The organism is Psychrobacillus sp. FSL W7-1493 (genome assembly GCF_038004905.1).
GTDB lineage: Bacteria > Bacillota > Bacilli > Bacillales_A > Planococcaceae > Psychrobacillus.
This window is the reverse complement of the sequence record NZ_JBBOSB010000002.1, coordinates 367,486-391,899: the sequence shown is the minus strand read 5'-3', so window position 1 is coordinate 391,899 and position 24,414 is coordinate 367,486. Positions and strand designations below refer to the sequence as shown.

The following is a 24,414-nucleotide window of genomic DNA, read 5'->3' as shown; positions in this document are numbered from 1 at the left end:
CACCCCTACGAACTATTTATTTCCGTAACGTCTTACTCTTAATAGCGCCTGCTCGGCGTGGCCAGCAAAGTTCTCTAACTGACATAAACGTGCAGCATATTCCCCAATATAAGCACTTGCCTCAGGTGTTACCTTTTGATAAGTTACTGTTTTAATAAATTTACCTACCCATAAGCCGCCCGTATACCTTGCAGCACCCTTTGTTGGCAACGTATGATTCGTGCCAATTACTTTATCCCCGTAGGCTACATTTGTTTCTGGTCCTAAGAAAAGACAGCCATAGTTCGTCATATTTTCTAAAAAATAATCTGGGTCTTCTGTTAAAATTTCGACATGCTCGAACGCTAAACGATCAGCTTCTATTCTAGCTTCTTCAATAGAATCTACTAATAGAATTTGTCCATAATCTTCCCAAGAGACTCTAGCCACATCGGCTGTAGGTAAAATTTTTAGCTGACGCTCAATCTCAACTAACGTTTCTTCAGCCAATTTCTCTGAAGTAGTTATTAAAGCACCTGGAGAAGTTGGTCCATGTTCACCTTGTCCAAGAATATCTGTAGCAACCATTTCAGCATCTGCTGTATGGTCCGCTACAACTAAGGTTTCAGTCGGACCAGCAAATAAGTCAATTCCAACTCGACCATAAAGCTGACGTTTTGCTTCAGCTACAAATGCATTACCAGGTCCAACTATCATATCTACCGGTTGAATAGTCTCAGTCCCAATTGCCATTGCACCCATTGCCTGAATACCTCCTAGCAAATAGATCTCATCTGCCCCTGCCAACGACATAGCAGCGATAGTAGCATAAGGAATTTCTCCATTAATAGGAGGAGTACATGCAATTACTCTTTTCACCCCAGCAACTTTTGCAGTTAATACGCTCATATGAGCTGAGGCAACCATTGGATACCGCCCACCAGGTATATAACAGCCTACGCTATTTACTGGGATATTTTTATGTCCTAAAATTACTCCTGGAATATTTTCTACTTCTACATCCTGAAGAGATGCGAGCTGTGCTTCTGCAAATTCCCGAATATTTTTTTGAGCAAATTTTATATCCTCAATTACCTCTGACGGTACTTGAGCTACCATTTCTTCAATTTGCTTGCTTGATAAACGGAATGATTCAGGTGACCACTTATCAAACTTTTCCGATAACTCACGAACAGCTTGATCACCCCTAGCTTCTACGTCATGCAAGGCCTCTGAAACTATTTGAGATACTTTTAAATCATTAGCGCTCACTTCTTCTTGTGACTTTCCAGACTTAATTACTTTCACCATTTGTAATTCCTCCCCTTTGTTTGAAAACGCATTCATAAAAACGCAATTCACTTTGCATACGTATGCAAAAATATATACAAGTAAGATTATTCTAAAAACATAAATTAGTCAACTATTTATATGTTGAATTACGAACAATTAATCTTCCATCAATCTCTATATTTTGGGTCTGACCAGAGTATTCGCTGATTTCGGCGGTTAAATAGTCAACTGTTACGTTTACCATTTCATTTATCGGCTGCTCCCAAGTAGTTAAACTATAAGAAGGCCAAGCGGACATCTCAATATTGTCGAACCCCACAACCTTCACGTCATCTGGAACTGATATATGATGTTTTTTTAAAGAATCCATCACTCCTAGAGCCATAATATCATTCGCCACGAATATCGCTTCGGGTACTTTTCCCTGAGAAACTACTTTCTCGATTGTTTTATACCCACCCTCATAAGTAAAATCAGAAATATATTTTTTATACTCCACTTTATTTTCTTTTAATACCGTTACAAAGCCTTTTTCTCTCTCTATACTAGTCGATGTGTTTTCATTGCCAGAAATATAAATCATATTAGAGCAACCTGCCTCCAATAAGTAATGTGCAATTTGTTTACTCGCTTCTAAATTGTTACAGCATACAGAATAAAACTTATTACCATCAATCTTTCTATTAAACAAAGCCAAAGGAATTCTGTTATTAAATAGATCCTCGTTTGCTTGCAAAGACAACGTGGCATCCGTAATAATGACACCTGCAACATTATAGTTAAGTAATATATCAATATCCTCCTGTTGAATCTCATCGTTATTTGTATACACAAATAAAATGCTGTAGCCCAACTTTTTAAATGCAGTTGTAAATTGCTTTAATACCTGTGGATAAAAAGGATTCTGGACCCCCTTCATAACTAAGCCAATTATTTTCGTTCTATTTGTAATTAGACTACGGGCAAATTCATTCGGTCTATAACCTAATTCCTTAGCAGCAGCCATTACCTTCTCACGAGTTTTTTGAGACACAGTCGCCCCTTTAAAATAAACACGCGAGACAGAAGATTGAGAAACGCCGGCAAGCTTCGCAACATCCTTTGCAGTAACTCCCTGATTCATCTTACTCACTACTTTCATAAAAGTTTAATTATTTCAAACTATACAATAATATTGTTTTTTTGGAAATAATAAACACTAACCTCTACTAAAGATTAGTGTTTACCAACAGCTTTAATCTTCACCTTTCTTCCCCTTAAACAACAACGATCCTCCCACTAGAAAAACACCACTAAAAAGAAACACGCCTGCCATTCCAACAGAGCCTCCAATTACACCAAAAAAAGCTGGAGCAATTAGCTGAAATAAGCGATTTATAGTTATTCGTAGTCCTAAAACTTCCCCTGTCCTTTCTGGTGGAGATGCATTATAAGTCGTTGTCATGGAGATTGGCTGTCCGCACCCTAAGCCTAACCCCATCATAATAGCAAGAAAAGCAATTACAAGAACGGAGCTTGTCAAAGGTAACAATAAAAAGGCAATCCCTGCGACAAATATGGATACGAATAAGATAAATTCCCTCTTATATATTTCTAAAAGCTTTGGTAAAACAAAACGTACAAACATGGTTGCTAATCCCTGGAGCGCTATGATCCAACCTATTGTAGACGTAGACAAGTTCATTTGCTTTCCTAATAACGGAAAGTAGGCAACAAAGATGTCTTTTGAATAAAGAACTAAGGCACTGGAGAACAATGCCCTTCTTATTAACGGGCTTTCTAATAGCTTTATAGAGTCAATCATTTTAGTTGGTTTCCTATGTATTTGTTGCTCTGCCTTAGGGATTTTTAAAGAAAAGATAATACCAGCTAATCCTATCCCCACGCATACTATATAAACAATTTGAAAGGATATATGTTCAGATAAGTATCCACCCATGAGAGGACCTACTACAGCTCCAAAAGCAACACACAAACTGAACATACTGAAATAATAATCTCTGTTTTTCTTAGTCGTTTGGTGACCTAACTGATTTTGTAAGGCAATAGGTATACTTATATTCCCTATCCCTAACAGTAACTGACTTGCAAACAAAGACCATATAGTAGAAAAAGCAGCAGGAACAATCATACCGGCTATAAGGCTAACAAACCCGATAATAATAGGGAGCCTATCTCCTATTTTATCTATTATTTTGCCGGCATGAATTGAAAATATTAATGGTAAAAAGGCAAATGTAGAGGTTAGAATACCAATGATCCAAATAGATGCCCCATACTCGTCGGCTGAGAGTGTAATGACTGGCCTAGTTGCGTTTACTACAGTATGAAATAAGAATATTAATAGCAAAACTCCTTTTAGATTCATATATCTCCCCTCAATCGCATTATGTATAGTTCAATATTATATCAATATATAAGCCGCTATGTTTAAAAGATTATAGACCATTTGTTTATCAGCTTGGCTATAATAATGGTAGACATACAATACATTTAAACCATTTTATGGTTACAAAAGGGGCAGAAGAATATGAAGGAATTAACAGAAGAAATTTTGGAGTTTAACCAAAAAAGAGGTTGGGTTCGCAATACTGATGCTCGTAGTCTCGCGATCTCTATATCTTTAGAAGCTAGTGAACTATTAGAGCACTTTCAATGGCGTACCCCAGAAGAAGCTATAGCAAACGACAAACAAGGCATTGAAGAAGAAGCGGCAGATGTTCTAATCTACCTCCTACAACTCGCAAACCTATTAGACATAGATTTAAAGGAAGCAGCTAAAAAGAAAATACAAAAGAATGCTATAAAATATCCTTTACCTAACTAGAGACAATGAGGCTGAGACAACCAGATAGAAGAAATAAAGCTCCTTTCCTTTTACTTTAAAAAATGGAAGGAGCTATTGTTTTTCGTTACGCAGCACGCTTTAGGGTGAGATACGAGCTAGCTATCTCCATGTAATCTTTTATATTATGACGTCTTTTCTAGTGCCAAAATCCCAGCATGTTATGAACTCACTTATTAAACGTCCGGATTACATCTTGAACTAACGACCAAATCTCATAGTTGTAATCTGGATCGACTATATACCAGTACTGTATGTCCCTAATAAAAGCCTGCTTTTCTTCCAAAGTTGCCTCTTGAAGAAATTGATGCATTCTTAATAACTCTTTTGAATCACTTATTCTACTCTCCAAAAATTCATATCTTTTCCCACCAGTTTCACCTACAACTCCTAAACCATCAAAGGTTTCGATAACTATTTTTTCCATCCTTTTTTCTTTTGCTGCGGAAATAGTAGCTATAATATCTACCTTTTTTCCTTCTGGATAGATGCCTTTTAATGCTGAGAAGACTTTTTCTTGTTTTATTTTCCATGAACTTGGTAGTTCGGCCATATATTCTTCTAATATAGCCTTTTCTTGTTCTTTATTTGAAATAGTAGCTAATTGCTCAAGCAACTCCACATGGGGTACGGAACATACTAGACTTATAAACTCGTAGAAGTTATTCGCCAAGTAACGAACTGGTGGGTCGTTAGTAGGTGATATGCATACAATAGCAGCTTCCATTACATCTCCAACTTTATGAAAGTCAGTCAAAAAACCAAAGTGAATGCCATCCCCTCCAGTTTCTGCAAAGGGTATTAAATCAGGCGGTGTAATTGAGTAAGGCGACAGCTCGGTGGCTGGTATGCATCCGATCATACTTAACGATAAATCTTCCTTGTTAAGGTTCTCCTCTAGCTGAATGAGCTGTAAGATTTCTTTCGGGATTAAGTAATTTCCATAAGCTTCTTTTAAGTCAGCAGACATAATCTTTGCTCCCTCTACATAATATTTATTAGTCTCCTATTCTATAATCTCAACAAAATACCCTTTCAACTATTTATATTTATAGCTCTAACAAACTCAAATTGGAGGAATTAGGATGAAAACTAAAACTACAAAGTTTTTAATTGCATTTACGGCCCTGAGTCTATTAAATACTTCCTTTGTAAATGCTACAGAGGCACAAACCAAAAACCCAACTGTTCAGTCAGCTACACAAAATAACCATTACCTAACTGACAAAGTAGCAATTGACTTAGCGGCTAAATATCATGAAGCATATCTATTTATAAGTAGTGGAGGGGGGTATCAGAATCGGGAATATAATACATTCCTTTTTAATGACTTAGCTTACCGTTACTTATCCAGTAAGATTGATACTAAAGGTGAACTTATGGCCTATCTAACTCAAACAATGACTTCTCAAATAGCTGAACAGCTAATAGAAGATTTAGAAATCATAGAATATAAAGGGAAGCTTGCACAACAAGAAACTGACATTGGCTCCCTCGAGGACTGGGGAAAAGCGAATGCAGAAATTGTTAAAAAAGAAAAAAACAAAGTTAAATATCGGATAACGGTTCCTCTAGGAGAATCTATCGATAAGATCATGTACATTGTAGAATACCAATTCGTTGAAAACATAGGTTGGAGAGTGAATAAAAAACCAGTGGTTGACCTTAATATCCCAGATAAAATCAACCCAATTCACACTCTATTTGCCAATCTAACGACAAATTCTTCAATTGCTCAAAATCAGTTGCTGCCAACATCCTATTTTGATGTTAGCAAATTTAAGAAGGGTATTAAAAAAATGGAGTTATCTAAACTAAAAGAGGTAGACAGGGGCTCATACCACGTAGAGTTTGTCGCAACGGTTTTTGTTGAGCTTGAAAAGGACTACAAAGGACCTCTAGTTTCTGGGGAAAATAGAATGTATTTTATCGTGCAGCCTAATGGATATATGGATTTTAAAATTCATCAGGTAGGTCAAATAGAAATGTATTGATATAAAATCAAAACTATATTAAAACTAAGGTCATTTATATTTCCTACTTTTAAAAAGACAGCAAATCAAAGTTGATTTACTGTCTTTTTACTTTACTCTTGTTTAGCTTTTATCAACCCCTGAGACCCGCTATCAGTCATTGGCAACTTACACTTTCCTTATTTATCTTGCAAATCTATTTCAACCTTTACGTTTTCATCCTCAATCCAAGAAGGATAAAAATCTAAGTCCAATCTAACCTGTTTGCTATTTGGTGGAATTTGAAATTCAAATTTTATTTTCCCATCTGGGAGATCTGTAAAAGAGCTAGTCACATATTGAGAGCTTGGATAATAGGGACTGTCGTCATACTTAAATGTATACTCCTCTCCCCTTTCATTTGTTATTTTTGGAAAATAGACGAACTCTTTGTTTCTATCTGCATCGATAACAAAGCTAACTTGATTTTTTTCAATTTTTAAATCTGAGAAGATAGAATCCTTTGGCTGCTTTATAAACTTAGATAAATTTGTATCAATGAGTAAATAAGCCTCGTCTTTATCGATTGCAGCCACTTTCCCAAAATTTATCGTAAGTTTTTTAGGACTATAAAAATAAAAGCTATCAGGCACGGAAACCGTAAATTTGTTTTGCTCCCAATAATAGCTATCAGCGTGCGTGGACCATTCTCTGCCTTCTTCATCTACTAATCGGATATTATTGAATGCACCATATAAAAGCTTTTTTGTATTACTTGGTTTTGTCTCTAAAAATACTTTCATTCCAGTCGGATCTACTACGATAAATTTCAGTTCTACTATTTGCCCTTCTATCTCTACTTCCTTATTAACGGTAAAAGTTTTGCTCTCAAAATTATTTATTTTCTCGTAGGAAAAGGGTAATTTAAAGTTTTCAATTTTATCACCATTGATAATTCCTAGTTCTAATCTATGGCCTTCAGGAGGCAGACTTGACTTATACCTAGATTCTATACGATGACTAGAGCTGAAACCCTTCAATCCCTTTTCTGTAGCTAAAGGATAAAAGCTATTACCGATTTCCATACTATATTCATATGGTGATCTTTTATTTGACTTCACTCGCCAATATTTATATCCTAATTCACTCAAATCCTTTTCCTTCGATTCCACGGTATAAAAAATAACCATACCATTTTCATCAACAATCACTCCATCCAACGTAACCGTAATTCCATCTTGAGTTTGAGAAGCATTAATCGGTTGATAAAAGTCATGTTCTACCGCTGCTACAAGACCTCTGTCATTTTGGATAAGGGCTACTACTCTATCCATTCCTGGAATCGCTGACACTTTGTTGGCAAAGGCTGGAGAAACGTTTACCGAGGTTACAAATGCTATGAATAAAATGGCTACCATAGCAATGGACAATATACTGCGCTTCACAATCATTCTCTTTCTTTTTTTCTCTTGTTTTGCTTTTTCAAAACCCTTCCTAACGGACATGTGTACCCTATCCACTGGAACATCTACCTGGTTGATTACATATTTTCTTTTCTCCAATTTTTGTTTTTCCTCTTCAAACACGTTTCATCTCCCCTTTCCCTTCAAATTGGTGTCGTAATGAGCGAAGTGCCTTATGTAGTCTAGTTTTAATCGTCCCTTCTGGTGTCTTCCACATGATTGCAATATCTTTAATTTTGATGTCTTCAAAGTATTTGAGATGGAGTAGCTCTCTTTCGTAGTCAGTCAGATGTGTAAGTGCCTCTTCTATTTCTAGAAAGGTAAAATTCTCCTCTACTCCAATTAGGTGTAGTAAGTCATCCTCAACTAACTCACGCTTACTTTTTCGAATTTCATCCTGGCAATAGTTCATCATAATCCGTATGATCCATGTTTTGAAATACGCTGGCTCTTTCAGTTTTCTTATATGTTTAAAGGCTCTATAGGTAACTTCTTGCACAGCCTCCAATGCATCCTCTTCATTTTTTAAAAAGGATATAGCAGTCCTATATAATGCTTCCTGATGCACATGCATCAAGTCCAAAAAAGCTTCCTCATTCCCCTTTATCGCTCTTTTTACTAATAACAGTTGTTCGCTCAAACCATCACCCCATTTCTACGTCCCTATTAATTAGACAGACTAATTGAAAAAAAGTTTTACATTTTTATTGTAAACGTACTTTAATATGTTTTCGTGTAAAATTCATTTCATTTAATTTGTTCTACTATAAAAATTTTTACAATATAGGAATTAAGTGTTTCTGCTCAAAATATACTTAGTAGGAAGGCTATTTTTATATTTTTTTTGGTTTTTTTTACGAAAAATCAGTAAATTATTAATTTTATTATGCTTAACTTAAGATATTAATGAGAAAATGGGGTATACTTAATAGTAATGAGTTTGTGGATTTGTAAAGGAGGCACTACTTTATGTCAGTCGCTAGTGAAGCATCACAAGTAAATCTCGATTTTTTAATCAACGAGTTAGGTCTACAACAAGTTTCTAATACTTCCGTGTTTCGTAAAGGAAATATATTCGTCATTTCACCATCAGTTCAAAATAAATCAAATACGTTTGAACTAGGTGAATCACTTATGAAAAAGTTTAACCCTGAAACAGACGAAGGATATTTACTCATACGTCTAAAAGAAAAATTCCTTATGTGTAAATTACATCCCTTCCAACGTAAAATGATGACTTCGGATACCGAAAAAAGTACGAAAAGTAAGCCATCTTTTTGGAAGTTCCATGTAATAGAATCCATCATCCCACGTATCGAAAATAGCGGTGATAGAGAGCTAACGTTTAAAATCCAAGCTCCTACCAATAAGCAGCTAATTTCTTTTTTTAATAAAGAAAGTCTATAGTAAAAACCAGATCTAGCTTATAGATCTGGTTTTTATTTACTTTCATTTTATTAAATTTTCCAAATAATTAAATAAAAACTTGAATACCCTTCGATTTAAAGATAATATAAATTTATAATCTTAAGGTGAGATGAGGTATTAAATTGGAGCTTATTACCGTTAATTTTCTATTCAATTTATCCTTAATTATCATCTTATTTTTCCTTTGTTTCACTAACTTAAGAAAACCTGGGAGCCTGCTTAAAAGAAAAAAAACCTCTTTAATATTTTTTGTTATTACATTACTTCTGTGCTATTTGTTTTCCTATCATTTAACGGATGAACTAATGTTAGATTTACGAATAGTCCCTTTACTTATAGGAAGCCTCTATTTTAGGTTGAGTCCAATTTTGGGCGCAATCGTCATTTTACTAAGAGGTCTACATGGAATAGATTTAGGTTTCTATATGACCCTTACGATCAATGGCACACTAAGTATTGCTTTATGGATATTATCTCCTTATTTTATGCGATTAAAATCTAAATATCGTATAATTTGTTCCTCCTTTTTAGCTCTTATTATGAGCCTTTTTATATTATTTATTGTACTAAACACTAGTGGGAGCGCACATACTTTAGATTTATATATAGCATATATAGTTATTCCACCACTTGGCATTGCCATCATTACATATATTATTGAAGCCTTTGAAAAAATTAATACCCAAAGGAAGCTTTTAATAAAAGTAGAAAAAAAAGAAGCGGTAGAACAAATGGGTGCGGCTATATCACATGAAATTAGAAATCCTTTAACTTCTGCAATTGGATTTGTCGAATTATTAACTAGAGAACCCCTAGATTCTGAAAAAAGCAAGCAATACCTTGCTATTTTAAAAGACGAACTTGATTTGGCTGAGAAAATTATTCAAGATTATTTAACCTATTCTAAGCCTATAACGGAACATACGAAAGAAATAAATATCCAAGAGGAACTCCCTATTGTTCTAAAGCTTTTACAACCATTAGCCAACTATTATTCAGTTAAGATAGTCTCTGATTTATCGTCTACTAGTTTAATAGACGGAGACCGTGCAAAGTTCCAGCACACCTTCATAAATATCATTAAAAATAATATAGTTTCCTTAACAGATGGAGGCGTTATATCTATCACAACTAAGGAGACTAAAACCAATATTCTTATTACAATAACTAGCCCTACCACAGAAAATCAAATGGAATCTAAAGTACTAGACACATCCATTGATTTCGGAATTATAAGAAACATAAAAGGAACTGTTCGAACAAAGAGAACCGAACAGGAAACTACTTATTACTTTACCTTCCGCAAACAAAAAGCTTCATATATATTCTGGTAAAGTTTTAATCTATTCACATCAATTTTTCTGAGAAGAGGTAATACTATGGAGCTGACGCTACATTTTTTTTTCAACCTATCTCTTTTAATAGTATTACTTTTTTTCAGCTTGATTTGGCTTGAAAATACGAAAAAAGTACAATTCATTGCTACGCTCTATTGCTTCACCAGCCTCATCATTTGCTATGGATTTAGCTACTCCTTAACTGATAGCATCTTATTAGATCTTAGGAATATTCCTTTTGTAATTGGCGCACTCTATATTGGTCTTGGCCCTTATTTTGGTCTAACAGCAATTATTATCCGTTCTTTTTTTGGAATAGATTTAGGATTTTGGGTAACAGTATCATATTATGCTATTTTCTCTCTAATCTTATGGAAAATACACCCTTGGTTTTTAGGAAAAAATAGGGAACAGCGAGTTATGATAGCTATAGGATTTATTTTTATCATTGGAATCTACCAAACTACCCCTTTGCTTTTTATGTTAGATGGGTATGCCTTACTTGATGTAAGTTTTGCATTTTTATTTTTACAACCTTTAGGGGTAGGGATGATCACCTACTTTTTAGAGGAGGTTGATAAATTTACAATCTACAGACAGCAACTTGTAACTTTAGAAAGGCAAGGAGTTGTAAAAAAGATGGGCGCAGCTATCTCTCATGAAATACGCAACCCATTGACTGCTGCTATAGGTTTTGTTCAACTATTGCATAACGATTCAATTCCAGCAGACACAAAAAGGGAGTATTTAACTATCGTTAAAAGTGAGCTTCAGTCAGCTGAAAGAGTTATTCAAGATTATCTTACAATTTCTAAAGTTGATCCAGAAACTGAAAACACTATTCTTGTTAATAAGGCGTTAAATCAAGTCATACAAATGCTAATACCACTGGCACAAAATAGATCCGTTGAAATAATTACAGATTTCACAGAGGAATCGATAGTTATGGGTGATAGCCAAAAATTTCATCAAAGCTTAGTTAATATTATGAAGAACGGAATAGAGTCTATGTCTTCAGGAGGGACTTTAACCGTGGGGACAGAAGCTACACCTTCCAACGTTGTTATTACTATTAAGGATACCGGTTCGGGAATGACAGATGAGCAACTCAACCGTTTAGGAGAGCCGTATTACTCTACAAAAGGGAACCAAGGAACTGGTCTAGGTATATTGGTTGTTTTTAGTGTTATTCGTGCAATGAATGGAAATATTCATGTAGAGTCCGAGGTAGGTGTCGGAACTACCTTTGAATTAAATTTTAGATCGTCATTAGCTTACATTCCACCTGTAATGGAACAAGAGAAAGGAAAAATGATTACTAAATAATTTTTATTCCCAGGAGTAAAATTACCTTTTCTTCTCATCTTAATAAAGAGAAAAATTTTAGAAAGGGAGTATCACATCATGGGTAGAGACGACAAAAAGGGAAGTAGTAATAACACTGGTTCCTTACCTCAGACACCAAAGAATATGAAGATTAAACCTAAGGATGTCCGAGAAGAATTTGCTCGAGAATTTGCAGAGCTGAGACATTCATCTAGAAAAAATAAATAGTATTTAATCAGGAGGACTTGATATTCATGTCCTCCTAATTATTTTCTAGTGAAGTACACCTGTACTTAAAATAGACATATCGACCTCAATATCCCATTTCATTTTATGAATGGTTTTACGTGTAAGCTCTACATCCCACTTGCCCCGATAATGTCTACGAACATTTTCCGTCAACCCAATCGGATCTACCTCCAATTCTTGCATTTCCAATAAGAAATCATTTATTTTCTTCTCTAGAACCTTTTCTGCTTCTTTTTCTAATCTTTCCATGCTATCTGGGTCTTGAAAAGTCGTTCTTTTCCCCTTATACTCAGACATCGTCCCCTCTATTTTAAGTTTAATTTTTAATTTTGGAGAATTTAAGCTTTTATTACTTGTAATTTTTACACTGTTATCAATGAAATCAAGCAATAGCGTATCTCTTTCAAATACCTTTAAAGTAAATGGAGATAGTTTTTTCTTTCCTTGTATTGCTTGAATATATAGAGCATCCTCTGGTTTCAGTATTTTGTCCATACGTTTATCTTTAAACAACGCGACACCGGTTAACTCTAACTTCTCTCCTTTTTGTTCGATTACAGGTATAATTGGATCAAAATTAGGATTAGTTTGTGTATACATAAAATCGTGAATATTTGTATTTGGGTTAAAGGCTAAGTTCACACTTGGCTGGAGTAGGTCACTAACATAATTTATGACGCTTGCTTTATCAGAATAATTACCTCTCATTAACTCCTCTGCACTACCTTTTACGATGCCTAGTAAAACCTCGTTTCCTACTTGTGTATTCCGATACAAATGCTTCACAACTTCCACAACCATACCGCTACTAGCAAACTCCTCACTAATCAAAATAACACGCAATTGATTTAAAACTACTTTTTTTTCTGTTTTTTTCTCAATATCAACCATTCCACTTGTGACTAGATCTGTTGTAGTTGTATATATTTGTGTTCTTTCATTAGCATATTTTGATTTTTGAGGAATGGCTGCAGTAAGCTTATAGTTACCATCATCTTCGTAGTCAAATGCCATTACCCCTACCATATCAATCCCTTCAATTGGCACCTTTTTTTCATTCAAATTACAGCCCGCCAACAGAGTCATTCCTATTAAGAATATTAAAAGGTTTTTTATACTCATGATCCCACCTGCTTTTTCTTAAATGAATGAATCAAAATTAAAATAATCGGCCAAAACAATAAACCATAACCAATTCTATAACTTACAATAAAAGCCCTTTCTAAATTGTCATGGGATAGCGGTAGCGTGAGGATTACGAAAATGGTGGTAGCTATTATATAAACGTGGGAACTTTTTCTTTTGGATATAATAGAATTTACACCTTTCATGGAAGCCCAGATATATCCTGACACAGATGAAAGCACTAAAAATACCCACAAGGTAATACCAAAAATATCTATTCTCTCCACAAAAGAAAATCCCCCTGCTTTAAATAGATGTAAAACAGAGTACTGAACATTACTTAGCTGCCATTCAGAAAAATACATAACACTTACCAGCGTGGTCAAAAAGAACAAAGATACACTAATCCAAATACCTATTAATGCATGCTTAAAAGCTTTTTGTTTATTAATAATATAAGGAAAGAATATTAATATTACCTCATATCCGAGTACAGTATTAAAGCCTTGGTCAAATGCCACAAAAAAATCATTCCAACTATGATTGAACACAGGAAAAACATGGCTTATGTCGCCTTTATTTATAGACCATTTCAGAAAATACACCATTGGTATTGTTATAAAAAATGCCATTATACAAAATCTAGCAACATTTTTTATACCACCATTCACGATATATAATACCAATAGCAAAACTAAAATAAGAGGTATGCTTGTAGTTTGCTCTTGGAGAGCTGTACTTTGAATCAGTTGTACGTAATTACTGACCTTCGCAGTTGCTAACAAGATTAGCTGAATGACTATAAAGGCATTAATACATTTCCCCAAATGTTTACCTAATATTTCTTCATTGATTTCGAATAAGTTCTTTGAGTGATATTTTGAACATATCCAGATCATTGGCCATATAGAAATACTCGCGATTATTCCAAAGAGGATTGGCATCAAAGCCTGGCTGTATCCAAGACTACTCAATCTTTCAGGTAGTGATAGAACTCCTGTACCAAACATAATACTCTGTACCAAAAAAATGACATGATAGCCTTTTAAACTCTCTTTGTTAGCACTCAGGTATGTTCACCTACCTATATACTTCTTTTTTTGGAACGAGAAATTCCGCTTTTCCTCTTTAAGAAAGCTATTGGAAAACGTACAACACTATCCATCAAGTCAGACATCCTTCTCGGTATGACGGTTGACATAAAAGGTGTACCGAGGGATTTTACTCTTAATAAGTGGGCAATTAGCCAAGCAAATGCGAGCATTTGACCAAACAAACCAAAAATACCAGCTGAAAGTATAAAGACATAACGAATAGTCCTGCTCGTATTACTCATATGGAAGACTGGTGGAAGGAAGGACAACAGGGCAGAAGTAGCCACAATAACGATTAAAATATTACTTACAAGGCCAGCTTCAACCGCTGCAGTACCAATAACAATACCTCCAACAATCCCTATCGTTTGCCCAATTTTTGCCGGCATCCTTGCTCCTGCTTCTTTTAATACCTCTACAATTAGTTCAATAAATAACACCTCAAACAGAGGAGAAAAAGACACTTTCATTCTAGATTCTTGAAGATTTAATAGGAGCTCATAAGGAAGAACCTCCTGGTGAAAGGTTAATGCGGATATATAAGTTGGAGTAAGCATAATGGTTAAGAAAAAACCAAAAAATCGAAGAGATCTAACTAAGCTAGCAGATGGCCAGCGGTTATAATAATCCTCAGCACTAATGAACATTTCTAAAAAGGAGGTTGGGCATACAAGAGCTGCTTGACTGTTATTCATTAAGATAACTATTCTGCCGTCTGCAAGATAATGTGACGTGGTATCCGGTTTTACAGTCATATAATATTGAGGAAATAGTGAATACGGATTATCTTCTATTAATTGCATAAGAATAGAAATATCAAAGAACTTAGGATAATCAAGACTGGCTAAGCGACTCCTTAATTGCTGGAGAGCAGTTTTATCTACTAAATCCTCTATATATAGAATAGTGATTTTCGTATTTGTAACGCTTCCTATTATTAGGTCTTCATCTTTAAGCATTGGATTAACTATTCGTCTTTTAACAAGCGAAAGGTTTGTCTGTATCGATTCAGTAAATACATCTTGAGGGCCAATGAATGTACTCTCCATCTCTGAAGTAGTTACTTCCCTCTCCTTTACACTATACGTATGAATACTTAACAGTTGGTTTGTTTCATGGAAGTATAATAACGTTTCACCTGTCGCAAGTTTTTGTGTAATCTCATCAATATCAAAGGGATTCATATTTTCTGCCACTTGGTGTATTTGATGAATATAATTTGCTAAAGGAATTAAAACCATTATTTCTAAAGTTTTGCTATCTGTTAAGGATTGAGAATAGATAATCGTAACAATCCCTTCACTAGATGGGATACTTTTATATAAAACGTCATTATTATATTTTGTAATCTGTTTAAAATACTTAATCCTTTTTTCAACTAAAGCTTTAGTCGATGTGGTACCATCCATAAAATATGCAAGCATCGGCTTTTTTACTAATTTCATCTTTGTTATAAGAATCACTTGCCCTTCCTATAGATTTGATTAGTTTGTCCATTTATATTTTATGTATGCAAGTGAATCTATCGGATTCTTTACTAGCATATAAAAACACTCAAAACTTTGTCGTTTTGAGTGTTTTAGAGTTCAAAATTCAACTATTTCTGGATTTTCTCCCTTTGTGTTCATTACTCTTACTTGTGTTGGAGTAATCTTCAGAATGATTAAGTCTGGATCATCCGGACCTTTAAACCATCCTTTTAAAGCATCATTCCAAACCTTTTCTTTCATTGATTCGTCATCCGATTCCTCGACCTTCCCTTCAATTTCCAGGAAGGAATCACCTAATCCTTTTCCATCGTATCCTAGGAGGATGTGTGTGTATGGGTTATGTTCAATTTCTTCTACTTTATGCGTTTTCTTACTTGTTGCGGTATAGAGGATAAAATCATCATTAAAAAAGGTCATATATCGGGAATGCGGCTTATTTTGCTGCACTGTCGCCATAGTACCAATCATATTACTATTTAATATTTTTAGTGCTTGTTCTTTTGCATTAGTCATATCAATCTCCCCTTCCCTTTATGTCTTTACTATTCCTTTTTTAGAAATAAACTAAACATTCTTAAATGCTATTACCAGGTTTTCAAAAATCGAGTAGTTGACTCTCTTCCCTTTTGCAATAAATCCAATTTAGAATCATAGTCTAATTCAAATTGGGTCGCGCTATATTCATCTGCAGGTATAAAAATAATATTTCTTTCAATCTTTCGCGATATATATCTTGTGTCATGGGCATCTTTCATTGTTGTAAATAGGCCTTCAAATAAATCGAGTCCATTTTTTATTTTTTTTGGTTGCGGCTCTTCGATATTTGCACTAAGTCGAATACCTAAGACTGGTCTCTCCTTTATACCGTTTTCAAATATCCACATTGGAAAATTGCTGAGCACACCGCCATCTACCACCACTACGTCCCCAATATTCGATTTTAATTTGATTGGTTCAAAGAAAAAGGGAATGCCACAGCTCATGCGCAAGGCTCTACTTACTAAAAAGGTATCTGGCTCTATGTCATAATTTTTTAAGTCATCCGGTAAGACAATCATCTTTCCATTTGTTAGATCGGAGGCAACTAGCTTTAACGAGCCAGGAGTTAGATCTCCAAAAGTATAAATACCTTTAGCAGCCAATTTCTCTAAAAACCAATCCTCCAATGCTTTTCCTTGATACAAGCCTAAACCCCAATATAAATTTAACCATTTTGTAAACGGAAGTGGAATTACTGTCTTCCGCGGGTCCAATAGCTTTTGGAAGTTTTGACTCATCATTAGCTCTTCCATTTCTCTGCCGTTGTAGCCTGCAGCTATAAAACAGGCAAGTATTGCTCCTGCACTAGTTCCCGCCACACGCTTTAGACGATATCCTTTCTCTTCCAAAACTTGATATGCCCCAACTAGGCCGATCCCCTTCATCCCGCCACCTGAAAATATCCCATCTATATACATCCCGCACCCTTCTCTCTAAAAAAGTTGTTATATCACTCTAAGAGAGAAGCTATCGAATTAGAACATATATCGACAAATAAGATGAACTAAAATGTTGATATGCATATATATGGAATAGAGGTGGTTGCCATAAAGTGGTTAATTATTTGTTTGAATTATTTTTTGTTTCCTTTTGTTGGCTGTTGTTGTGTTTTTTTGCTTCTGTATTCTGCCCTATTACACCCATATCATTTGGACTGATGTCATATCCATAACCATACTCTTCACGATCTAACTTATTTTTATGATTTTTCTTTTTATCATTCATGAGATTTCACCTCCATGAGAATAAGTTGTACTATTAAGTAGTTATTATGCTTAAGATGAGAGGAAAAAAGAAGGAACGTTGTGACATACACACAACGCTCCTTCTTTTTTTATTATTTTTTTACCTTATATATAATATTAACTACTTATTATTTTTATTTTCTTCTTTCTCACCTGGTTTAGTTATATCTTTCTTATCCGCATTGTTCTTATCTGTCTCTTTAAAATCGTCAGGATTCAAATTAGAATTGTATTCAATATCATTATCCTTCTTATCTTTACCCACTAATTTCACCTCTTATTTTTAATAGGTATGCTATTTGTTAGTTTTTCTTTCAATTGCTGCTTCTACAAATTTTCTAAACAACTTTTGTGAAGGTTCATCACCATTTAGCGCAAATTCTTCAGGATGCCACTGAAAACCATAAATAAACGTATGGTTTTCACTTTCTACTGCCTCCACTATGCCGTCCGGTGCAGTAGCAACTACTTTCAACCCATCTCCAAGCTTATTTACGCCTTGATGATGAAATGAATTTACCTTAAATTCCTCTTCTTGTAACATTTGATATACCTTACTTTTACTATCTAGCTTAACCGGATGTGATCTGTGCGTTCTTATTGAATTTTGTCTATGCTGTAAAGTATATTCTTCTCTTTGCTCATGAATAGACTGGTGTAAAGATCCACCCATCACTATATTAAGCATATGCAAGCCTCTACAAGTCCCAATATATGGCTTGTCTAACTCTAGAATTTTTTGTACAAGTGCAAATTCCATCTTATCAAGACGTGGAGTTATTCGTTGAAGGTGAAGATGTGGCAACTCACCATAATAAGAAGGATCTATATCTTCTCCTCCCGTTATAATCAACCCGTCTATCTGCTGACATAACTGGTCTATATCTTTATCAGGAATGAGTGGTATGAGTAAAGGAATACCTCCTGCTTGTAGAACTGTGTCTGAATATACTGAAGACAAGTAATAACTTTTATCATCTTTAACTTCAGCAGTAATACCTATTATTGGTTTCATATTAGATTCCCCATTTTTTTAAATTTCATGCTCTATATTAATACCCTTGTTTGAACTTGCTAAACTTGTGTCAGTACTTTTAATCTAACGTTTGTTTTTATTTCATCTGGGAATACATTAATTAGACATCACTAAAGGAGGACTCGGCATGAGTAATGACAAATTCGAAAAAATGGAAGAAAATATTAAAGGACAAACACAGAATCGTCAACCAGGTTTTGAATATGAAATGAGTCCAAAACCTATTTATGATGATGAAAATTATAAAGGTTCTGAAAAGCTAAAAGGAAAAGTCGCTTTAATCACAGGTGGAGATAGCGGTATTGGTAAAGCAGTAGCAATTGCTTATGCAAAAGAAGGTGCAAACGTCGCTATTGCGTATTTAGATGAACATGAGGATGCAAAAGAAACAGTAAAACTAGTTGAAAACTACGGAGTTAAAGCAAAAAGCTTTGCTATAGATATTAGCGATGACGAAAACTGCGAAAAGTTAATAGAGCAGGTTATCGAGGAATTTGGCCAGTTAAATGTTTTAGTAAATAACGCAGGAAAACAATTCCCAACGATGAATTTTTTAGAGATTACTCCAGATCAATTACAGGAAACTTTCTCTACTAACATATACTCTATGTTCTATCTAACACAGGCAGCTCTTCCGCATATGTCTAAGGGAGATACAATTGTAAATACTTCCTCGGTTACTGCTTATCGCGGTGCTGCTGAGCTAATCGATTACTCGGCAACAAAAGGAGCAATCACTTCCTTCACACGCTCCTTAGCATTAAATCTAGTTGAAAAAGGAATTCGTGTAAATGCAGTTGCACCTGGACCAATATGGACCCCACTTATCCCAGCAACTTTTGATGCCGAGAAGGTAGAAAACCATGCTGAAAGCAATCCAACTGGCAGAAGAGGTCAGCCATCAGAAAATGCACCTGCCTATGTCTTCTTAGCATCTAATGACTCCACGTATATTACAGGACAAACTATTCACGTTGATGGTGGAGACTTCGTCGGTTCATAAAATCATATATAAAATTTAAAGAGGATGATCGTGAATATTCACGATCATCCTCTTTTTCATATTAAAGTATTTACATAAGGCTCTTTGAAACTTTTTTTCCATCATAAGTATAGAGCACTGGTTTTTTCTCCACAAAGGTTTCCATATGAATAGAACGCCCCCACAGCTGGTATATATATGGAAGCACATGCTCCAAATAATGCGCATCTAATTCCACGCCTTCATAATTGTGCTTTAGATGCAACTCCCCGTTTCTAGAGAAATCACCATTTTCTACTACAATGTAGGGGTAGCCACCATTTTCACGGCTCGCTATTATTTCATCTCTGACATTCTCATAATCCTTATCAGTTATTTCATAGTTCCCATTTTTCTTTTCAAATAAGTAAAGGTCCTCTTGTTTAACTAACTCTTTTGTCAAATAGTTTCTGATAAAGGAAATATCAGACTCTATTTCCCGTACTTCAAATAACTTTTCTCTCCCTAGCCCTGGTTCGATTCCAATTCTTCTCATTTCAGCTGTAGGGGAGTCATACCTTTTCTCTATATCCTCAAAAATTTTGAGTCCTAAATAATATGGATTTATGGACGTCTTGGAAGGTTGCACAACATTTGCATTTAATTTGGCAAATTCAATGGTTTCATCTGAAGTCAAATCCATTTCTCGGAGAATTCGCTGATGCCAAAAAGTTGCCCATCCCTCATTCATAATTTTTGTTTCGAGCTGCGGCCAAAAATAAAGCATCTCTTCCCGCATCATAGTTAAAATATCTCGTTGCCAATCTTCAAGCTCCCGACTATACTCCTCTATAAATAACAGCAAATCTTTTTCTGGTCTGGGCGGGAATTTTTTTCGATAAGGCTGAACCAACTTATTTTTTTTCTTTTCGTCTAAATCCCATAAATCATCATACTCACTTTTTCTTTTTTCCTCTATTTCTTCTTCCTCTAAGTCATAACTAGGAAGCTTAGGACGGACAATCGAAGAATCAATATGTTCTTGAATAGCTAATACTGCGTCTAAAAATTGTTCTACCTCTTCTTTTCCATGAACCATTTCATAGTGTGCAATTCTCTCGGCAGTGGCAGTCATGCTTTCTACCATATCTCTCCGTGTGTTAGAGAAGCGAACATTATTCTTGAAAAAATCACAATGCGCAAGTACATGAGCAATAATTAGCTTGTTCTGAATAAGGCTATTCGTATCTAATAGAAATGCATAACAAGGGTTGGAATTGATCACTAACTCATAGATTTGGCTAAGCCCAAAATCGTATTGCATCTTCATTTTATGAAATTGCTTCCCAAAGCTCCAGTGTGCGAAACGAGTTGGCATCCCATATGCGCCGAATGTATAAATAATGTCTGCAGGACATATTTCGTATCTCATAGGGAATGTATCCAATCCAAAACCAGATGCAATCTCAGTTATTTCGGCAATTGCATATTGTAGTTTTGTGTTCATCACTTTACTCCCTTTTTAAAAATACTTTTTAATGCAGCATATACATCTTTATTATTTCTAATTACGTGGTGTCTAAATTTAGGGTTTTCTATTGTCTTATACGTGTTCATCAAAGTGGAATAACGATTGTGCTCATTAACTTCCCCATACCCAAATATTTGAGAAACCTTCATTAATTCATTAACTAGTTTCACACATTTTTCATTATCACTCGTCATATTTTCTCCATCTGAAAAATGAACTGGATAAATATTAAACCGAGAAGGTGGATACTTTTCCTGTATTAACTCTAATGCCTTCTGATAAGCAGAGGAACATATGGTACCTCCACTCTCCCCCTTTGTAAAGAACGCTTCCTCAGTAACTACCTTTGCTTCTGTATGATGAGCAATAAATTCAATATCTAATGCCTCGTATTCCATTCGTAAAAATCTAACCATCCAAAAAAAGAAGCTACGTGCACAATACTTTTCAAAAACTCCCATTGAACCACTAGTATCCATCATAGCGAGAACAACTGCTTTTGATTCGCGCTTAACAACTTCATCCCAAGTTTTAAAGCGCAAATCATCCTGATGAATAGGTGCAATTGCCGCTTCTCCCTTAAGAGCATTTCTCTTAATAGCTGTAATTAATGTCCTTTTCTTATCAATATTACCCATAAGACCTTTTTTCCGAATATCATTAAACTCAATATGCTCGGTTACTATTTCGGATTTTTCTTTATCCTCTAGACTAGGTAGCTCCATGTCACTAAAAAGAGCATTTTCAATCTCTTCCATGGAAACCTCTGCCTCATAGTAATCTTGCCCTGCCTTGTCTCCAGCTTGCTTACCAGTTCCTGTGGCCTTTCCTTCCCCAGGCCCCTTAGCAACAACATCACCAATCTGACTGTCTCCTTTACCTTGGCCAACATGCTTAGAAGAGTCGTAGTTATATCTTATTTTATATTCATCCAGGGATCTAATAGGGATTTTTATAACGTCTCGTCCATTTGACATGATAATACTTTCATCACTTATTAAGTCTGGTAAGTTGTTTCTTATTGCTTCCTTGACCTTTTCCGTGTGGCGTTGCTGATCTTGATGTCCTTTGCGATGGAGTGACCAATTCTCTTGTGAAATAACGAAGGGATTTTTCTCTTTTTCATTCAACCTCAACACCTACCTATTTTTTATCATATGCCGGTGCAACAAAGTTATTGCCAAAGTTTCAAGAAAAGCGCAGGCGCCTATCTCTGCCCCGACAGGCAAATGGAGAAAAGCGAGGAGGCAGCTCCTCAGCCACCGCAAACGCTTTTGTTTGCGACGAGCTTGCGCAGGAGCAGCTTTTATCCATTTAACCCCGAGGGGCAAGGCGCCGGAGCTAGACAATCAGAAAAGCGCAGGCGCCTATCTCTGCCCCGATAGGCAAATGGGGAAAAGCGAGGAGGCAGCTCCTCAGCCCCGGAGCTTTTATCCATTTGACCCCGAGGATAGTTACAATCCAAATTAGTATAAAAAAAACAAGACCAATGAAACATATTAGTCTTGTTTTTTCATGGCTTTATCGATTAAGAAGACTTCCTACATAACGTAATAATTCATTGGCTGAAGTAGAATTATATCCGTGTTCATCAATCAATCTAGCAACTACTTCGTTTATCTTTTTCAAATGAGCTTCATCTGGCGTTTTCGTAGATGTAGTAATTTTCACTACATCTTTTAAATCAGCAAATAGTTTCTTTTGAATTGCTTCTCTTAGGCGTTCATGGGAATTATATTCGAAACGCTTCCCTTTTCTTGCATAGGCTGAAAGGCGAATTAATATCTCTTCTCGGAATCCTTTTTTTGCATTTTCAGATATGCCTATTTGTTCTTCTATGGAGCGCATTAGTTTTTCATCTGGGTTCATCTCTTCGCCAGTTAATGGATCTCTCATTTTGTTCTTGTTACAAAATGCTTCAACATTGTCCAAATAATTATTCATTAGCGTTATTGCCGACTCCTCATATGAGTAAACAAAAGCCTTTTGAACTTCTTTTTTAGCAATTTCATCGTATTCTTTTCGTGCAATGGCAATATAGTTTAAATACTTTTCTCGATCCTCTTCTGAAATAGAAGCATGCTGATCAAGACCCTCTTTTAAAGCACGTAAAACGTCTAATGCATTTATAGAAGGGATTTCTTTTCTTATAATGGCGGAGGAAATGCGGTTGATCACATACCGCGGATCAATTCCATGCATACCCTCTGTTGCAAACTCTTTCTTTAACTCTTCTACATCAATTTCATTAAAGCCTTCGATATTTTCCCCATCATATAACTTCATTTTCTTTACTATATCTATTCCTTGTTTCTTTGGATCCTCTAACCTTGTGAGTATTGAGAATATAGCTGCAGCCCTTAAGGCATGGGGAGCAATATGGACATGGTTCATATCACTTTCTTTAATCATCTTTTCATAAATTCGTTCTTCTTGGCTAACCTTCAAGTTATAAGGAATTGGCATTACAATAATACGTGAATGTAGCGCCTCATTCTTTTTATTAGAGATGAACGAACGATATTCCGTTTCATTGGTATGGGCTACAATCAATTCATCTGCACTAATTAAGGCGAAACGACCAGCTTTGAAGTTACCCTCCTGTGTCAGAGAAAGTAGATGCCACAGGAATTTTTCATCTAGCTTAAGCATCTCCTGAAATTCCATCATTCCTCTATTAGCCTTATTGAGCTCCCCATCAAATCTATATGCTCTTGGATCAGATTCAGATCCAAACTCAGCAATTGTTGAAAAGTCAATACTTCCAGTTAAATCAGCGATATCTTGAGATTTTGGATCAGATGGAGTAAAAGTACCTATCCCAACCCTTTTGTCTTCTGAAAAGAAAATTCTCTCCACTAAGACATCTTCTACTTTTCCACCATACTCTTGCTCCAGCCTCATCGAGTTCAGAGGTGATAGACTTCCTTCTATTCGAATTCCGTATTCCTCAAAAAAGTCTTCTCGAAGATGAGTTGGGATTAAATGAAGCGGATCCTCATGCATCGGGCATCCTTTAATAGCATAAACAGCACCCTTGTCAGTTCTGGAATATTCCTCAAAACCTCTCTTCAACAAAGTAACAATAGTAGATTTACCACCACTCACGGGACCCATCAACAATAAAATTCTTTTCCGAACATCTAAACGCTTTGCTGCCGGATGGAAATACTCTTCTACCAGACGCTCTAACGCTTCATCTAGACCAAACATTTCCTGTTCAAAAAACTTATAGCTTTTCTTTCCATTTTCATCCGAATGCCCCGCACTTTTAATCATGCTATATACACGTGCATGTGCAGTTTGAGCAACTTCTGGTCTGCCTTTTAATATTTCCAAGTATTCCCTGAACGTACCTTCCCATTTCAACTCGTTTTCCGCTTCTCGATAACCTTTAACCTTACTTAAGATATCCATGTTTCCCTCCATTCAGGGGCATCTTTTATACATAATATGACGAGAAGGAATTAATGATACATATAACTTTGTAGTTGTCTCTCAATTGTTTATATCTATCGCTA

The 24,414-nt window shown here is 35.4% G+C and carries 24 protein-coding genes; 7 read left to right on the top strand and 17 right to left on the bottom strand.

Translation table 11 applies throughout. The annotated features are described in order from the left end of the window. Positions 1-12: 12 nt before the first annotated feature. From hisD to MKX96_RS19400, 3 genes are all read right to left on the bottom strand, one after another. On the bottom strand, positions 13-1,290 hold the full coding sequence (gene hisD / locus MKX96_RS19410) for a histidinol dehydrogenase (protein WP_340886878.1): 1,278 nt from the start codon (positions 1,288-1,290) through the stop codon (positions 13-15). Positions 1,291-1,402: 112 nt separating this feature from the next. Beyond that, positions 1,403-2,395 (bottom strand): LacI family DNA-binding transcriptional regulator, encoded by a 993-nt coding sequence (locus MKX96_RS19405; protein ID WP_340886877.1) that lies wholly within the window; start codon positions 2,393-2,395, stop codon positions 1,403-1,405. A 111-nt stretch (positions 2,396-2,506) separates the two neighbouring features. Further along, positions 2,507-3,640 (bottom strand): MFS transporter, encoded by a 1,134-nt coding sequence (locus MKX96_RS19400; protein WP_340886875.1) that lies wholly within the window; start codon positions 3,638-3,640, stop codon positions 2,507-2,509. 132 nt (positions 3,641-3,772) lie between these two features. Here MKX96_RS19400 and MKX96_RS19395 point away from each other — a divergent pair, with 132 nt between their 5' ends. Beyond that, the gene (locus MKX96_RS19395) at positions 3,773-4,099 is read left to right on the top strand and encodes a nucleotide pyrophosphohydrolase (RefSeq protein ID WP_340886985.1); all 327 of its coding nucleotides are present in this window, start codon (positions 3,773-3,775) and stop codon (positions 4,097-4,099) included. A 187-nt stretch (positions 4,100-4,286) separates the two neighbouring features. On the opposite strand, the gene MKX96_RS19390 is transcribed toward MKX96_RS19395, so the two are convergent. Continuing rightward, on the bottom strand, positions 4,287-5,087 hold the full coding sequence (locus MKX96_RS19390) for a hypothetical protein (RefSeq protein ID WP_340886873.1): 801 nt from the start codon (positions 5,085-5,087) through the stop codon (positions 4,287-4,289). Positions 5,088-5,202: 115 nt separating this feature from the next. Here MKX96_RS19390 and MKX96_RS19385 point away from each other — a divergent pair, with 115 nt between their 5' ends. Then, positions 5,203-6,111: a DL-endopeptidase inhibitor IseA family protein gene (locus MKX96_RS19385; protein WP_340886870.1), complete on the top strand. Its 909-nt coding sequence runs from the start codon at positions 5,203-5,205 to the stop codon at positions 6,109-6,111. Between the two features lie 158 nt (positions 6,112-6,269). On the opposite strand, the gene MKX96_RS19380 is transcribed toward MKX96_RS19385, so the two are convergent. After that, positions 6,270-7,655: a DUF4179 domain-containing protein gene (locus MKX96_RS19380; RefSeq protein WP_340886867.1), complete on the bottom strand. Its 1,386-nt coding sequence runs from the start codon at positions 7,653-7,655 to the stop codon at positions 6,270-6,272. Then, on the bottom strand, positions 7,648-8,172 hold the full coding sequence (locus MKX96_RS19375) for a sigma-70 family RNA polymerase sigma factor (RefSeq protein ID WP_340886865.1): 525 nt from the start codon (positions 8,170-8,172) through the stop codon (positions 7,648-7,650). Before MKX96_RS19375 ends, MKX96_RS19380 begins: the two co-directional genes overlap by 8 nt. 329 nt (positions 8,173-8,501) lie before the next feature. Between MKX96_RS19375 and MKX96_RS19370 the strand changes: the two genes are divergently transcribed. The 4 genes from MKX96_RS19370 to MKX96_RS19355 all read left to right on the top strand — a co-directional run bounded on the left by MKX96_RS19370 (position 8,502) and on the right by MKX96_RS19355 (position 11,851). Beyond that, complete coding sequence (locus MKX96_RS19370) at positions 8,502-8,939, top strand: hypothetical protein (protein ID WP_340886863.1); 438 nt, start codon at positions 8,502-8,504, stop codon at positions 8,937-8,939. 377 nt (positions 8,940-9,316) lie between these two features. Then, positions 9,317-10,294 (top strand): HAMP domain-containing sensor histidine kinase, encoded by a 978-nt coding sequence (locus MKX96_RS19365; RefSeq protein WP_340886860.1) that lies wholly within the window; start codon positions 9,317-9,319, stop codon positions 10,292-10,294. A 45-nt stretch (positions 10,295-10,339) separates the two neighbouring features. Beyond that, complete coding sequence (locus MKX96_RS19360) at positions 10,340-11,623, top strand: HAMP domain-containing sensor histidine kinase (RefSeq protein ID WP_340886858.1); 1,284 nt, start codon at positions 10,340-10,342, stop codon at positions 11,621-11,623. Between the two features lie 78 nt (positions 11,624-11,701). After that, positions 11,702-11,851: a YfhD family protein gene (locus MKX96_RS19355; protein ID WP_169359095.1), complete on the top strand. Its 150-nt coding sequence runs from the start codon at positions 11,702-11,704 to the stop codon at positions 11,849-11,851. Positions 11,852-11,896: 45 nt separating this feature from the next. On the opposite strand, the gene MKX96_RS19350 is transcribed toward MKX96_RS19355, so the two are convergent. From MKX96_RS19350 to MKX96_RS19315, 8 genes are all read right to left on the bottom strand, one after another. Next, positions 11,897-12,994 carry a Ger(x)C family spore germination protein gene (locus MKX96_RS19350; protein WP_340886855.1) on the bottom strand — a complete coding sequence of 366 codons (1,098 nt, stop codon included), beginning with the start codon at positions 12,992-12,994 and terminating at the stop codon, positions 11,897-11,899. Then, positions 12,991-14,028: a GerAB/ArcD/ProY family transporter gene (locus MKX96_RS19345; protein WP_340886982.1), complete on the bottom strand. Its 1,038-nt coding sequence runs from the start codon at positions 14,026-14,028 to the stop codon at positions 12,991-12,993. The genes MKX96_RS19350 and MKX96_RS19345 overlap by 4 nt, the downstream gene beginning before the upstream one ends. Positions 14,029-14,081: 53 nt before the next feature. Next, on the bottom strand, positions 14,082-15,554 hold the full coding sequence (locus MKX96_RS19340; protein ID WP_340886853.1) for a spore germination protein: 1,473 nt from the start codon (positions 15,552-15,554) through the stop codon (positions 14,082-14,084). Between the two features lie 123 nt (positions 15,555-15,677). Continuing rightward, positions 15,678-16,094, bottom strand: a complete 417-nt coding sequence (locus tag MKX96_RS19335; RefSeq protein WP_340886850.1) for a pyridoxamine 5'-phosphate oxidase family protein — start codon at positions 16,092-16,094, stop codon at positions 15,678-15,680. A gap of 71 nt (positions 16,095-16,165) precedes the next feature. Next, positions 16,166-17,038 (bottom strand): patatin-like phospholipase family protein, encoded by an 873-nt coding sequence (locus MKX96_RS19330; RefSeq protein WP_340886849.1) that lies wholly within the window; start codon positions 17,036-17,038, stop codon positions 16,166-16,168. A gap of 142 nt (positions 17,039-17,180) precedes the next feature. Then, positions 17,181-17,345, bottom strand: coding sequence for a hypothetical protein (locus MKX96_RS19325; protein ID WP_169359100.1), 165 nt, complete (start codon positions 17,343-17,345; stop codon positions 17,181-17,183). 141 nt (positions 17,346-17,486) lie between these two features. Beyond that, entirely contained in the window at positions 17,487-17,630 is a 144-nt protein-coding gene (locus MKX96_RS19320; RefSeq protein ID WP_340886846.1) for a hypothetical protein, read from the bottom strand. 30 nt (positions 17,631-17,660) lie between these two features. Then, positions 17,661-18,380 carry a gamma-glutamyl-gamma-aminobutyrate hydrolase family protein gene (locus MKX96_RS19315; RefSeq protein WP_340886844.1) on the bottom strand — a complete coding sequence of 240 codons (720 nt, stop codon included), beginning with the start codon at positions 18,378-18,380 and terminating at the stop codon, positions 17,661-17,663. A 148-nt stretch (positions 18,381-18,528) separates the two neighbouring features. On the opposite strand from MKX96_RS19315, the gene MKX96_RS19310 reads away from it, so the two are divergent. Then, positions 18,529-19,404 carry an SDR family oxidoreductase gene (locus MKX96_RS19310; protein ID WP_340886843.1) on the top strand — a complete coding sequence of 292 codons (876 nt, stop codon included), beginning with the start codon at positions 18,529-18,531 and terminating at the stop codon, positions 19,402-19,404. A gap of 70 nt (positions 19,405-19,474) precedes the next feature. On the opposite strand, the gene MKX96_RS19305 is transcribed toward MKX96_RS19310, so the two are convergent. From MKX96_RS19305 to MKX96_RS19295, 3 genes are all read right to left on the bottom strand, one after another. Continuing rightward, entirely contained in the window at positions 19,475-20,869 is a 1,395-nt protein-coding gene (locus tag MKX96_RS19305) for a SpoVR family protein (RefSeq protein ID WP_340886841.1), read from the bottom strand. After that, a complete protein-coding gene (gene yhbH, locus MKX96_RS19300; RefSeq protein ID WP_340886839.1) occupies positions 20,869-22,023 on the bottom strand; it encodes a sporulation protein YhbH in 1,155 nt (384 codons plus the stop codon). The genes MKX96_RS19305 and yhbH overlap by 1 nt, the downstream gene beginning before the upstream one ends. Before the next feature lie 391 nt (positions 22,024-22,414). After that, entirely contained in the window at positions 22,415-24,310 is a 1,896-nt protein-coding gene (locus MKX96_RS19295) for a PrkA family serine protein kinase (RefSeq protein ID WP_340886836.1), read from the bottom strand. Positions 24,311-24,414 lie beyond the last annotated feature (104 nt).